This is a genomic window from Pelosinus sp. IPA-1, from assembly GCF_030269905.1.
Taxonomy (GTDB): Bacteria; Bacillota; Negativicutes; order DSM-13327; family DSM-13327; genus Pelosinus.
In genome coordinates this window covers 228,186-240,626 of record NZ_BSVC01000001.1, presented here as the reverse complement: position 1 = coordinate 240,626, position 12,441 = coordinate 228,186, and the positions used below count along the sequence as shown (strand labels likewise).

The window sequence follows — 12,441 nt, the reverse complement described above, 5'->3', positions numbered from 1 at the left end:
CAGTGGGACATCCTGTACCACTACCTTCATCTTATATAATATTCATTTGTTTTTTCTTTCTTGAGCAAACAAATAGCATTAAACCTTATTCTTTTTTAGTTAAAGCTTCATCTAAGTCAGTTAGCAAATCGTCTACATTCTCTAGACCTACAGAAAAACGCAATAAATTATCAGGTGTTTTACTTTGTGGTCCCTCGATGGAAGCACGATGCTCGATCAAACTTTCTACGCCACCCAAGCTAGTAGCTCGTCGAATAATTCTTAAACGTCCTGTAAATGCTAAGGCCTCTTCTTTGTCACCTTTAATTTGAAAAGATAGCATCCCACCAAACTGACTCATCTGCTTAAGGACGATATCATGCCCTGGATGGTTGGCAAGTCCTGGATAATAAACCTTTTCCACATTAGGATGTTTATCTAAAAATTTAGCTATGGCAAAGGCACTTTCTGAATGATTTTTCATCCGACAACATAATGTCTGAATCCCTCGTAGTACCAGCCAACAATCAAAAGGGGCGGGAACCGCTCCACCGATTTGCTGTAACATGCGAATTCGATCAAAAAATGCATCCTTAACTTTGCTGATAACTGCGCCGCCTAAGACATCACTATGCCCGCCAAAATATTTTGTAGTAGAATGAACAACAATATCAGCCCCTAGTTCAAGGGGTCTTTGTAGTATTGGTGTTGGCCAAGTGTTATCGCAGACACAAAGAGCCCCAATCCGATGTGCAATAGCCGCAACTCTACTAATATCCGTTATTTTTAATAAAGGATTAGAAGGCGTTTCAAAATATATGATCTTTGTATTCTCCTGAATAGCCCCTTCTAATTGGTCCAAATCGGTTACGTCTACAAAACTAACCTGTAACCCCCATGGTTCTAATATGTCTTGTAAGATATGGGTAGTTCCATGGTACAAGTCCTGAGAGGCAATGACGTGATCATTAGGCGATAATGCCTGGAATACGTTCATAATCGCTGCCAATCCAGAGGCAAAGGCAACAGCTCCTTCTCCTCCCTCTAACCCTGCTAAACATTTTTCTAGTGCATCTCGATTTGGATTACTTAAGCGAGTATAGATATGGCCACGAGGATAGCTTCCATCTGCTTCTCTTTCAAAAGTAGTTGATAAGTGCAGCGGAGCAGCAATGGCTCCCGTTAATGGGTCTACCTCATGACCAAGATGAATGGCCTTGGTTTCAATCTTCATTTTTTAAATTCTCCTTTTATAAGAAAAACGTTACGCGTCCTTTTCGAACCACAAAGACATAAAGGTCACAAAGGAGTTCTATCCATTTCATTTCCATCTTCTTTGTGTGCCGTGATAGCGGCATTGTGTCTTTGTAGTTCAATCTTTTTAACTAGAAACTTATAAATTCTGATACCATAAGAAAATCTGCCCTTTATCTATTATAAATACCAAAATGGGGCGAAGAGATTATTTCTTTAGAAAATAACTTCTTCGCCCTATAATTGAAATATCCTTTTCCTTATTTACTTCTCTTCGTGCAAAGAAGGTCTTCCATTTTTTAAATTTAAGAGATAGCTTACTTAACGTAATTCACAATATTTTCTTTTCTAGGAGGTGCATTCAAGGTTTCAACTTTTTTGTAGCCTAGTGTAATAGAATAAAATGGGCTATACCCTTCAGGAATTGCTAGTGTTTTTCTATAATATTCAGCTTTATCACTAGCAAAAGCAAATCTAGTAAAATTGATCCAACAAGCCCCCAACCCGATGGCTTCTGCAGCTAGCAACATATTTTCCGTTGCCGCAGCACAATCCACATCACTCATTAGGGCTTTCTCCTCTCCTGAAATGATAATTACTGTAGGAGCCCCATAATAAATGTGAAATTTTTCATTGTTAGCTAATTTTTGCAAATGCTCATTATCAAAAGTCTTGGCAACCAACTTAGAGCTTTCACTGATTTGGTTCATAATTTCTTTATTTTGCAAAATGGTAAAATGCCAGCACTGTTGATTCATGGCACTCGGTGCGTAGAGTCCAGCTTCTAGTACAGCTTGTAATTCTTCGTCTGTTATTTGCTCCTCTTTATAGGCTCTTATACTTCTCCGGTTTTTAATTACACTTAAAGTTTCATTTTTTATCATCATGTACCCTCCACTTATTTTTATTTATTTTATTGTTTGGGCAGGAATAATACCTACATTAACTTCCTTATTTGTTCTTTCTTTGAAATTCTTTTCATGCTATAATCTTAGAGAATAATCTGCATTTTTGCAAGTACGCACTGATTGGTGTTGTAGTATGTTTTTGTATACCAATATCGTTTTCTTATTATTACATAATTAGGAGTGACAACTATGATAAAATTTCAAGGTACGGAATACCAGTGTTCCATGGAGCTAACCTTAGATTTGATTGGCGGAAAATGGAAAGCCTTAATCCTTTGGCATTTAGGTGAAAACACCTTACGATTCAGCGAACTAAAAAAAACCTTGCCTCAAATTACGCAGAAAATGTTAACACAGCAGCTAAGAGACTTAGAAAGTCATGGTCTTGTACATAGATTCATCCATACCCAAATTCCGCCGAAAGTAGAATATTCTCTTACAGATGCAGGGAAAAGTCTTTTGCCAATCTTAAGTACTTTATGCCAATGGGGACTTAATTATGCAAATGACACGGAGCTAACCGAAAATCAAGTAAACCAAACCTGTATATAATAAGGTAAATTTTTCAGGAGGTGAAATAGGGCACAGTGCCCTGTTACATGGAAAATCAAGTAAAGATCCAAATGCTTACCCTCGATGTTGATATGTTTGGAGTACAAAGTAAAGTACATCCTACTTTGATTTGGGATCAAACTGGAGCAACTCTTGTGGATGCTGGATTCCCAGGCCAATTTGAACAATTAATGCAAGCAGTAACCAAGGCGGGTGTCCCCTTTACCCAAATTAAACGTGTTATCATTACCCACCAAGACTGGGATCATATTGGCACCGTCCCCGCTATTGCTTTGGCAAGTAATGAAGTAAAGATTTATGCTCACTCCAATGAAAAACCTTATCTTGAAGGCGCTATACCTTATCTAAAAATGACTCCCGAAAAAATAGCAGTTAGAGTCCAATCACTTCCTGAGGCAATGCGAGCAAAAGCCGCAGCTATCTTCGAGAGCATCCCCACTTTCTCCATTGATCAAGTTCTAGCTGATGGAGACAAACTTCCTTTTCATGAAATTGAAATTATACATACCCCAGGTCATACTCCTGGTCATGTGTGTTTATACGTTAAATCTCATCGATTACTTATTGCCGGTGATCAATTGCGTATAGAAAATGACTGTCTTGTAGGTCCAGCTGAAATGTATACTCCCGATATGCCTACTGCATTACAATCTCTAAAGAAACTAGTTGCCTATGATATAGAGCATGTAATCTGCTATCATGGTGGTATGTATGGCCCTAAAGCCTCCATCCGAATTGCTGAACTTGCCAATACATAGGTCGAAATATACACAATAGGATTGACTATTCTATAGTATTCTTATTATAATAGAATTGGAAAACATTACAACAGGATAAAGGGTATCGCAATGTTGCGACTGCAATGCTATATACGCTTATTAAGCTGGCTTGATTGCCAGCTTTTTTTGTATATAAAAATTGCTTTATTGCGTTTATTGCATTGTGTAATCTTCCAATTTAAGTTGAAGGAGGCGCCTTGTTATGACAATTAGAAGGAAAATTTTTAGTGGTTTTATGGTGATAATCGGTTTGGTATTTATCATGAGTGCATTTACATATTTTAAAGTTGGTGAACTTACCTCCTACTCTCAAGAAACAACGAGAGATAGCCTCTATCAACTTGAACTTGTTGAGGAGCTTGCCATTGATGTATCGAATGAAGCTGTAGCTATGCGCCGCTTCAATTTTACAGGAGATCTTGCGGATGTAGCCTCCTTTGATGGGCACCGCAAATATGGTGATGACAAAATCAGTAAGTTAGAAAATTCTTTGCCCTCCGAAAATGCACAAGCTATTCTTGCAACATTAAAAAAAGAAAAACTAGCATTTGATGCAATTGCGGTTAAATCCTTTGAAGCGAAACGCGCTAATAATCTTGAACAGGTTGGCTTCTATATGCATCAGGCTGGCAAACCATCGGAAAATTCGATAGCCGCCACCAAAGAGCTTATTTTGTTAGTCAAAGGTCATGTAAAAGAAAAGGAAAGTACCAGCACACAAAAAGCGGGAGAAGTACAACTTCTATTGGTTTTCGTAAGCCTCTTTGTTGCAGGAGTCGCAGTTGTAATTAGTATGTATATAAGCCGGGGTATCTCCCTGCCTGCAATAATGATTACACAGGCAGCATCAGAAATCACGAAAGGGAACCTGACAGCTGATAATTTGGGAGTAAAGTCTACTGATGAACTAGGCCAACTGGCAAGTTCTTTTAACGAGATGAAAGATAAATTGCGCCAGGTAATCCAAAAAGTTGCTAACGCAGCAGAGCAAGTTACGGCTTCTTCCCAGCAGCTCACATCGAGTGCGGATCATGCAACCCAGGCTGCCAATCAAGTTGCCGCCTCAATCTCCGATGTAGCCCAAAGTTCGGAAATGCAGTTAGTTACCTTTACCGAAACAACAAATGCAGTACAACAAATGTCAGTTACTATACAGCAAATAGCCACTAATGCGAATACAGTCGCTGGAAAATCATCACAAGCTTCTGAAACTGCTACTAAGGGTGGTGAATCTATAGAAAAGGCTATTACGCAAATGGCACAAATCGAAAAAACAGTAAATACATCAGCCCACGTCATTGCAAAACTGGGAGAGCAATCCAAGGAAATTGGACAAATTGTTAGTACTATATCTGGAATTGCAGGACAAACCAATCTCTTAGCATTGAATGCGGCGATAGAAGCCGCGAGAGCCGGCGAACAAGGTCGGGGTTTTGCAGTAGTGGCAGAAGAAGTACGAAAATTAGCAGAACAGTCACAGGAAGCAGCAAAAAAAATCGCCCAACTAATTGGCGAAATCCAGGGCGATACTGCCGATGCCGTCTTAGCTATGAATAAAGGAACGAGTGAAGTTAAAATCGGCGCACAAGTTGTGGATATTGCGGGAAGATCATTCCAAGATATAGCTATCCTGGTACTAGAAGTATCGACTCAAATTAAAGATATTTCTGCCGCTATACAACAAATCGCTGATGGCAGTCAGCAGATTGTATTATCTGTAAAAGAAATCGATACATTAAGTAAGAAAACCTCTGAAGAAACGCAAACCGTATCTGCTGCTACCCAGGAACAATCTGCATCCATGGAAGAAATTGCGGCTTCAAGCCAAACACTGGGAGAAATGGCACAACATTTGCAAGAAATCGTTCGCCAATTCCGCTGCTAGCCTGAAAAATTCTATTGACAATTGCTTGTACCATCTGTTACAATACGTTAAACTACATATTCATCATCAATGATCAGGAAGAGTACACAATACCCAAAAGGGTTACAGCGAGCCAATGACAGTGGAAGTTTGGCACTACTTGGTATGTGGAATGGGCCTGGGAGATACAGTCTGATTCGCAATTTGCGAGGTAGGAACTGTCGGGATTCTTCCGCCGTTATCAGGAAGCAGGTATCGGATAGTAAATATCCCGTATCTTGTAAAGCTGGGCTTTTTTAAAGCCAATCAGGGTGGCACCGCGGGTTAACCCCTCGTCCCTATATATATTTATTATATATAAGGACGAGGGTTTTTTGTATTCAAAAATGAAAGGACGCGATAAGAATGGAACTTCAAAAAAATGAAACAGATTTAATTATCCATGAAAAAACTAAGGGTGGTAGATACCGCTGGGTTACTATCACAACCCTACTCTTGGCCATTGGAGCAATTCTTCATTTAGTCAGTCCTAGCATTGGCGGAATAACCCCCAACTGGACAATAGCTATGTATTGCATTGCTATCAACTTAACAAAGCCAACCGTTAAACAATCTTTTGGTATCGGTCTTGTGGCCGCTGCAATTAATATTCCTACTTCTAAATCCGCCTTTCCTTATGGTAATTTAATAAGTGAGCCAATTGGTGCTATTGTGTGCGCATTGATCGTCTGCCTCTCCTACAAAATATCTGTAGGAAACTTAAATATTAAGCCTGCAGTTACAGGATTTATCAGTACTGTGGCAAGTGGTATGACTTTTATAACCATATTAAAATTAGTTCTTTCTTTACCTATGTCTGTATATCTTTACGCTATGATTCCTGTCGTATTTTCAGTAGCGGCTGCCAATGCTGCCATTACCCAAATTCTTTATTTCCCTGCCAAAAAGTTATTTGATACGAAAGGTGATCAATAATGCTAGATATTGCCCTGCAAAATTTCAGTTATGCTTACAATCACCCTAAAAAAGTTTTAGATACCATTAACCTTTCCATTGAAAAAGGCTCATTTTCTGCAATCATCGGTCCAAGCGGAGCAGGAAAAACAACATTGTGTCTAGCTGTTGCAGGCGCTGTCCCTCACTACTACGGTGGCAGTTCTGCTGGGCAAGTACAGGTAACTGGAATTCCTACACAGCAATCTACTATGCAACAAATCGCTTTAACTGTAGGCACGGTTTTACAGGATTATGAAACCCAATTGGTCACAATGACAGTAGAAGAAGAAGTTGCTTTCAGTCTAGAAAACATAGGTACTGATCCTTTAAAAACTGCAGTTCTTGTAAAAGAATCACTAAATAAAGTCGGTTTGACAGGTTTTGAAAAGGAAGCTGTCACGTCTCTTTCTGGGGGGCAAAAACAACGTCTTGTCCTTGCTAGTGTGCTGGCAACAAATCCTAAAATTCTAGTCCTGGATGAACCAACTTCTGCTCTGGATCCTGAGGGTACCCAGTCACTGTATAAATTGCTAAGTGAGCTTAATAAAGAACATGGAATAACAATATTGGTAGTTGAACATGATATTGCAACCATTCTCCCCTATGCCGATCAGTTTATCCTTTTAGAAGAAGGTAAATTGACCATAAGTGGAATTCCTGAAGACGTACTCACTTTTATGGCAAATCATCAAGTTTTCCCAGAGGCTATTCCACCATTATGGCAGCTTAAACTCATGTTGGAAGGGCTTACGCAACAACCATTTGATCCTTGGTACACCGAAGAAGATGCTATCACCCAACTTCACCATATCTTGCAAGAAAAGGAGGACGCTTAGGAATGCTCGACCTACAAAATATCTCTTTTTCTTATAAAGCTCAGTCTCCAGTCATTCACAATGTCTCTCTTACAGTAAACCCAGGTGATTTCCTTGCTATCGTAGGTCGTAATGGTAGTGGAAAAACAACTCTAACTCGTCTAATGATGACTTTAAAGAAACCGACCAAAGGAACCATCCTCTATCAGGGCGATAGCGTAGAAAAATATACTCCCGCCAAAATGGCACATCATATTGGTTATGTTTTTCAAAATCCCGATCGGCAAATTTTTCACGACACGGTAACAGAGGAAGTCTCTTATGGGCCAAGGCAACTAGGCTATACCCCAGAGCAAATCGAATCTTTCGTCACGGAAGCTTTGACTCTGACTAGACTTTCTCATTTGGCGGATGCTTATCCCCTCACTTTATCCAAGGGACAAAAACAAAGAGTAACCATTGCTTCTGCATTGGCTATGCAGCCTAAGATATTAATCTTGGATGAGCCAACGAGTGGTCAAGATGCACGAGAGCGGGAACAACTGCTAGAGTTATTATTAAAGCTAAACCAACAAGGAACTACCATACTTCTAGTTACCCATGATATGGAATTCTTATCTGCTTGTGCTAAAAGAGCTATTGTTATGGCAAAAGGGCATAAAGTCTTTGATGGCAGTACTTCTGAATTGTTTCAAGACACTCATCAATTGTCAGATTGGGGCCTTATTGAACCCACAGCCCTTAAGATTTCTCGTCAGCTTGCCTCTTTAGGTATTAAACAAACAGCTTCTATTCACCAATTAGGAAATGACATCGCAACTATGTTAAGGAGGAATGATCCATGCAAACAATAGCACCGATTACTAAATTAGCTCTGACAGTTTTCGTCACCATATGGGCCATGGTATTACAATCTCTTCCTGCCTTAGCCGCACTTATCATTTGCCAACTGCTCCTCCTCGTTATAGCAAAAGTAGGCATAACTATCTATAAAGGAATTGCCAGTCTCTTCGTTTTCGCCGCTGTTCTTGCTGGCATGCAGTATGTATTAAACCATGATATCATGCTGGCCGGGATTACTGCCGGTAAAATGATCGCTATGACGCTAGTCTTTTTTATCTTGCTGGCAACTACACGAATGCAAGATTTGTCCGCAGCCCTAGTTCTGCAATGTCATATCCCCTATGAGTATGCATTTATGTTAACTGCAGCGCTGCGCTTCATTCCCGACTTTTTAGCAGAAAGCAAAGCCATTCAAGAAGCGCAAGCTTGTCGTGGTTATTCCCCCCAAGGTAATCTTTTCCAACGTTTTTTTTCCTACATGGCTGTTATTAAACCCCTTGTTTTAAAAGCCGTAACTCGCTCAGAGACTATGGCTCTCAGTTTAGAGTTGCGTGGCTTTGGCAGTCGAAAGAAACGTAGCTTTGGTAATCAGGTAACCCTCGCCCCCCGCGACTATGCCTTATTATTTTCTATGGTACTCTTTACGTCCTATCTCTTTATTCAAATCAACTAGAAACTTTATTGTTTCTTTTAAGAAAAGACTTGGCTTGTGCCAAGTCCTCGGACGCAGGCAGAAGCCTTAGCCGTTCTTACTTGGAATCAAGAAAGTGTTATACTTTCTGATTCCGCAAAAAAGACAGCCTAGTATCCTACTTTACAGGATCAGGCTGTTTTTTTAGTGACTCAATTCTTCTAGAATACTCTTTAGTCGAACTCTTTGCTCTTCTCTCTCTAGGGGAAGACCATATTGATAACAATCAAATACATCTGCATCTTTGACAATTTCCTCTAAAGGGCTTCCGATTTCTTTTTTACTACTATGATTCTGTGCGGCCTTTGCAAGAAGTTCAATCTCTTCTGAGGTAAAATAACCATTTTGTGCAAGAAACAACTTAAGAGGCTCATAACCTACAGCGGCATGATCATATTGTTTCCCCGTTATAATACGGCCATAATCATGTATCGAACATGCTATGGAACTTAGTTCCGCGTCCGCGCCTCTTTTTATTGCAAGAATTCGCCCTACCGCTGCACAACTAGCCATATGTATTTTTTCCCAGTTTAAAGATATATCTCGAATCATACTCGTATTCTCAAATCTTGCAATTTCAGCAAGGTATCTTTCTTGTATCTGAAACACTCTATTCATAAAGTTCCTCCATTTTACTCATTTATTTACCAAAGAAAAAACTACTAATCAGAATTAGAAAAACAATAGCTGAAATAACTACATATAACCAATCCTTCTCTTTTAAAAAAACCAGTATTGAAACACCCACTCGCATAATAGGGGTTAATATCAATAAAACTAACCCTGCCAAAATAATGGCAAATGGTTTCATTTTTGATGCTCCTACAAAAATATCTTTAAGAAGAGTCGGATACGTTTCTCCAGGATAACCACTTTCCCCACTTACTAAAAAAAGCATAAGTCCTACAAAAATAATGCTGGCGCTTAACAACACACCAACCCGCAAAGACTTACTCACAAAGATTTCAGCTTCATTAAGTGCCTTTACAGAAGCTTGTTTTTCCTTTTCTAATACTTCACTCATAATGTAACCCCCAATCCTTGTGCCATCATTTGAATTGCCACGTACATTAGAATTGGAACAAAAATTTTACGAATGGTTTTGCTTTTTAACCGTTGCATAATTCTAGTTCCAATGGTAGCGCCAATCAAAACACCAAGGGCAACAGGGGCTGAGATGAGAGGACTAATATCTCCTCTAAATAAATAGATCCCAGCACTCGCTGCACCAGTAACACCCATCATAAAATTACTAGTTGCACTAGAAACCTTTAAAGGCAGCTTCATAAAAACGTCCATTGCCATTACTTTAAAACTGCCGCTTCCGATACCTAAAAGGCCTGATATAATTCCAGCCCCATACATAACGCCAAAACCACCATACACATTATCCACATTATAGGGAACAGTTTTCTTTAATGCTTTATCATAGTACTCGCCTTGCAACTTTAGTTTACTTGCTACACTATGTAAAGCTACTTCACCAGGCAGCTCTTCTTTGACCTTTTTCAGCATAAGTACAGCGGAATAAAAAATAAAGAAACCGAACAGTGCGTACAATAAGTTAGGCGAAATAATCCCACCTATCATGGCCCCTGTAATAGCCCCTATTGTTGTTGCAATTTCTAAAAACATTCCTACCCGGATATTGGTAATTCCATCTCGAATGTAGGCTACTGCCGCCCCACTGGAAGTAGCAATAACAGAAATAAGACTTGCACCAATAGCATGCTGAATATCCACCCCAAACAAGAAGGTTAATGCTGGTGTAACAATAATTCCTCCACCAAGACCTAAAATAGAGCCAAGAATTCCTGCTGAAATAGAAATAAGCAGTATCTTTATAGCTACAATCGTCACATAACTTCACTCCAATCATAAGTTTATTTATATATCAAAAATTTATCTTCTAAAAAACATTTTAAGCTTTCCTTTTATGTACATTCACAAGTATAATATATAAAATACATTCGATCAATATTTATATATATATTTTTTACTTTGTAAGGAAAAATGAATGTATCACTTTGGGTAAATAATATAAATAGGAATTTTAAATAAGTATATCCTAATTCTTTAGTTTATTTTATCTAGAAAGGAAAGGCTAACCATGCAGTTTAAGAACTTAGATGAAATTGATAGGCAGATACTAAAATATTTATCAGAAAACGGCCGGCTAAGTAATGCCGAGCTGGGCCGTCTTGTAAATTTAACTCGCGCGACTGTTAGAGAACGTATTAATCAACTTGTAGATCATGGAATCATTGATCGTTTTACGATTGTCGTCAATCCTTTAAAGGCTGGAAAAATGCTCTCTATGTATTTTAATATTAATGTAGAGTGGTCTAAAATAGATTCTGTTGCAGAAAAACTCTTGGCCTTCGACGAGATAACAAATGTTTACCAAATGAGCGGCCCCCCCCATTTACACGTTCATGCCCTATTTGACGATCAAGAACATGCAAATTGTTGTATCCGCAAACTACAATCCATTGATGGCATTACAAATGTAGATTCTGAATTCTTAATAACCCGTTATAAAGAAAGAGGCGCGTTACTTATTTAATATTCTTAGCTTATCAACTAACTCCAATCCTCATATCTTGACAATTAAACATACTAAAAGATTCCAAGGATTTTATTTTCTATTTTGCAAACACTAGAAATAATAACCTCGTCAAGGAGGATGATAAGTATGAGTCATAAGCATAGACGAAACCATACTATTGCACGGTTACAGAAAAAATTCAAAGGTCTTGCAGCGGCAGTCGCGGGAGCTACCATACTATCTGGTGCAATGTTACCAGGAATACCAGCAGCTACTGTCCATGCTTCCGCTGACCCAAATGCTGCTGGCAACGCTCCAGTTGAAGTCTCCCAACAAGTCAAAGACACTCCTTCAACTCACAATTCAACTACCGAAAAATCAACTCCTTCCGCTCAATCAAGACATCAAGATTCCAAAGATACGAATGATCAAAATAAAGACTCTTCTGGAAAAGCCCCAGCACATTATGAAAAGGTACTGGATATTAAGGCAACGGCTTATGCACCAGGCGCTCACGACAATGACCAATGGGGTGATAAAACATTTTTAGGTACTGATATCCGCCCTGGAGTCATCGCCGTAGATCCTAATGTCATCCCCTTAGGGTCTAAAGTATTTATCCAGTATCCTGATGGCCACGGTGAATACGCCGTAGCGGAAGATACTGGAGGAGCCATTAAAGGAAACCGTATTGACATTGCTAAAACTTCTGTTGATCATGCCCTAGACTTTGGCAAGAAGGATGTAAAAGTATTCATCGTTGATTCAGGAAAAGCATAAAACATTTTCTGAATGTTCATCTTTATCTCCCGAATAAAGAATGCCCATATCCTTAGTAAGGATATGGGCGTTTATTTTATGCTTGGTAGAAAACTTCTTGTAAGTTAACTACTACCGGAGAATTGTCTGGATTGGTTTCCATGACATCTTTCATATAGGCCCACCATTTTTTGCAAATTTGAGTTTCAGCACTTTTACTCCATTTTCCTTCTTCTTCAATTTCCAAATAAGCAAATAGGGAATTAGTAGTTGGATCAAGATGGATGGAATAATTGTGAGCTCCATATTCGGTAAGCATATTCACCATTTCTGGCCAGATGCCCTCATGACGTTTTCTATACTCTTCATGGCAATTAGGAAATACCTTCATAATGCATGCTTTACGAATCATGTTAATAAACCTACCTTTTC

Annotated in this window: 15 protein-coding genes and 1 other annotated feature; of the genes, 9 read left to right on the top strand and 6 right to left on the bottom strand. The window is 39.0% G+C overall.

Going from position 1 to position 12,441, the window contains the following annotated elements; translation table 11 throughout:
• Positions 1-85: 85 nt before the first annotated feature.
• Positions 86-1,213, bottom strand: a complete 1,128-nt coding sequence (locus QSJ81_RS01055; protein ID WP_285715560.1) for a trans-sulfuration enzyme family protein — start codon at positions 1,211-1,213, stop codon at positions 86-88.
• 337 nt (positions 1,214-1,550) lie between these two features.
• Positions 1,551-2,120 carry a nitroreductase family protein gene (locus QSJ81_RS01050; protein ID WP_285715559.1) on the bottom strand — a complete coding sequence of 190 codons (570 nt, stop codon included), beginning with the start codon at positions 2,118-2,120 and terminating at the stop codon, positions 1,551-1,553.
• Between the two features lie 210 nt (positions 2,121-2,330).
• Here QSJ81_RS01050 and QSJ81_RS01045 point away from each other — a divergent pair, with 210 nt between their 5' ends.
• From QSJ81_RS01045 to QSJ81_RS01015, 7 genes are all read left to right on the top strand, one after another.
• Positions 2,331-2,693 (top strand): winged helix-turn-helix transcriptional regulator, encoded by a 363-nt coding sequence (locus QSJ81_RS01045; protein WP_285715558.1) that lies wholly within the window; start codon positions 2,331-2,333, stop codon positions 2,691-2,693.
• A gap of 35 nt (positions 2,694-2,728) precedes the next feature.
• On the top strand, positions 2,729-3,472 hold the full coding sequence (locus QSJ81_RS01040; RefSeq protein ID WP_285715557.1) for an MBL fold metallo-hydrolase: 744 nt from the start codon (positions 2,729-2,731) through the stop codon (positions 3,470-3,472).
• 223 nt (positions 3,473-3,695) lie between these two features.
• The gene (locus QSJ81_RS01035) at positions 3,696-5,378 is read left to right on the top strand and encodes a methyl-accepting chemotaxis protein (protein WP_285715556.1); all 1,683 of its coding nucleotides are present in this window, start codon (positions 3,696-3,698) and stop codon (positions 5,376-5,378) included.
• A 60-nt stretch (positions 5,379-5,438) separates the two neighbouring features.
• Positions 5,439-5,700: a binding site (T-box leader), on the top strand.
• 62 nt (positions 5,701-5,762) lie between these two features.
• Positions 5,763-6,332, top strand: coding sequence for a tryptophan transporter (locus QSJ81_RS01030; RefSeq protein ID WP_285715555.1), 570 nt, complete (start codon positions 5,763-5,765; stop codon positions 6,330-6,332).
• Positions 6,332-7,189: an energy-coupling factor ABC transporter ATP-binding protein gene (locus tag QSJ81_RS01025; protein WP_285715554.1), complete on the top strand. Its 858-nt coding sequence runs from the start codon at positions 6,332-6,334 to the stop codon at positions 7,187-7,189. Before QSJ81_RS01030 ends, QSJ81_RS01025 begins: the two co-directional genes overlap by 1 nt.
• 2 nt (positions 7,190-7,191) lie before the next feature.
• Positions 7,192-8,022: an energy-coupling factor ABC transporter ATP-binding protein gene (locus QSJ81_RS01020; RefSeq protein WP_285715553.1), complete on the top strand. Its 831-nt coding sequence runs from the start codon at positions 7,192-7,194 to the stop codon at positions 8,020-8,022.
• Positions 8,010-8,684 carry an energy-coupling factor transporter transmembrane component T family protein gene (locus tag QSJ81_RS01015; RefSeq protein ID WP_285715552.1) on the top strand — a complete coding sequence of 225 codons (675 nt, stop codon included), beginning with the start codon at positions 8,010-8,012 and terminating at the stop codon, positions 8,682-8,684. The genes QSJ81_RS01020 and QSJ81_RS01015 overlap by 13 nt, the downstream gene beginning before the upstream one ends.
• A gap of 162 nt (positions 8,685-8,846) precedes the next feature.
• On the opposite strand, the gene QSJ81_RS01010 is transcribed toward QSJ81_RS01015, so the two are convergent.
• The 3 genes from QSJ81_RS01010 to QSJ81_RS01000 are packed head-to-tail and all read right to left on the bottom strand — an operon-like array spanning position 8,847 to position 10,562.
• A complete protein-coding gene (locus QSJ81_RS01010; RefSeq protein ID WP_285715551.1) occupies positions 8,847-9,320 on the bottom strand; it encodes an HD domain-containing protein in 474 nt (157 codons plus the stop codon).
• A gap of 22 nt (positions 9,321-9,342) precedes the next feature.
• Positions 9,343-9,726, bottom strand: coding sequence for a DUF1634 domain-containing protein (locus QSJ81_RS01005; protein ID WP_285715550.1), 384 nt, complete (start codon positions 9,724-9,726; stop codon positions 9,343-9,345).
• Complete coding sequence (locus tag QSJ81_RS01000) at positions 9,723-10,562, bottom strand: sulfite exporter TauE/SafE family protein (protein WP_285715549.1); 840 nt, start codon at positions 10,560-10,562, stop codon at positions 9,723-9,725. The genes QSJ81_RS01005 and QSJ81_RS01000 overlap by 4 nt, the downstream gene beginning before the upstream one ends.
• 250 nt (positions 10,563-10,812) lie before the next feature.
• On the opposite strand from QSJ81_RS01000, the gene QSJ81_RS00995 reads away from it, so the two are divergent.
• Together QSJ81_RS00995 and QSJ81_RS00990 are read left to right on the top strand one after the other, a co-directional pair.
• The gene (locus QSJ81_RS00995) at positions 10,813-11,268 is read left to right on the top strand and encodes an Lrp/AsnC family transcriptional regulator (protein WP_285715548.1); all 456 of its coding nucleotides are present in this window, start codon (positions 10,813-10,815) and stop codon (positions 11,266-11,268) included.
• Positions 11,269-11,397: 129 nt separating this feature from the next.
• Positions 11,398-12,030, top strand: coding sequence for a 3D domain-containing protein (locus tag QSJ81_RS00990; protein WP_285715547.1), 633 nt, complete (start codon positions 11,398-11,400; stop codon positions 12,028-12,030).
• Positions 12,031-12,106: 76 nt separating this feature from the next.
• Here the strand turns inward: QSJ81_RS00990 and rhaM are convergent, their stop codons facing one another.
• Positions 12,107-12,421, bottom strand: coding sequence for an L-rhamnose mutarotase (rhaM, locus tag QSJ81_RS00985; RefSeq protein ID WP_285715546.1), 315 nt, complete (start codon positions 12,419-12,421; stop codon positions 12,107-12,109).
• Between the last annotated feature and the right edge of the window lie 20 nt (positions 12,422-12,441).

Coding starts and splice junctions, on each gene's coding strand:
- QSJ81_RS01055 (WP_285715560.1), bottom strand. CDS start 1,213: ATGAAGATTGAAACCAAGGCCATTCATCTTGGTCATGAGGTAGACCCA.
- QSJ81_RS01050 (WP_285715559.1), bottom strand. CDS start 2,120: ATGATGATAAAAAATGAAACTTTAAGTGTAATTAAAAACCGGAGAAGT.
- QSJ81_RS01045 (WP_285715558.1), top strand. CDS start 2,331: ATGATAAAATTTCAAGGTACGGAATACCAGTGTTCCATGGAGCTAACC.
- QSJ81_RS01035 (WP_285715556.1), top strand. CDS start 3,696: ATGACAATTAGAAGGAAAATTTTTAGTGGTTTTATGGTGATAATCGGT.
- QSJ81_RS01030 (WP_285715555.1), top strand. CDS start 5,763: ATGGAACTTCAAAAAAATGAAACAGATTTAATTATCCATGAAAAAACT.
- QSJ81_RS01025 (WP_285715554.1), top strand. CDS start 6,332: ATGCTAGATATTGCCCTGCAAAATTTCAGTTATGCTTACAATCACCCT.
- QSJ81_RS01020 (WP_285715553.1), top strand. CDS start 7,192: ATGCTCGACCTACAAAATATCTCTTTTTCTTATAAAGCTCAGTCTCCA.
- QSJ81_RS01015 (WP_285715552.1), top strand. CDS start 8,010: ATGCAAACAATAGCACCGATTACTAAATTAGCTCTGACAGTTTTCGTC.
- QSJ81_RS01010 (WP_285715551.1), bottom strand. CDS start 9,320: ATGAATAGAGTGTTTCAGATACAAGAAAGATACCTTGCTGAAATTGCA.
- QSJ81_RS01005 (WP_285715550.1), bottom strand. CDS start 9,726: ATGAGTGAAGTATTAGAAAAGGAAAAACAAGCTTCTGTAAAGGCACTT.
- QSJ81_RS00995 (WP_285715548.1), top strand. CDS start 10,813: ATGCAGTTTAAGAACTTAGATGAAATTGATAGGCAGATACTAAAATAT.
- QSJ81_RS00990 (WP_285715547.1), top strand. CDS start 11,398: ATGAGTCATAAGCATAGACGAAACCATACTATTGCACGGTTACAGAAA.
- rhaM (WP_285715546.1), bottom strand. CDS start 12,421: ATGATTCGTAAAGCATGCATTATGAAGGTATTTCCTAATTGCCATGAA.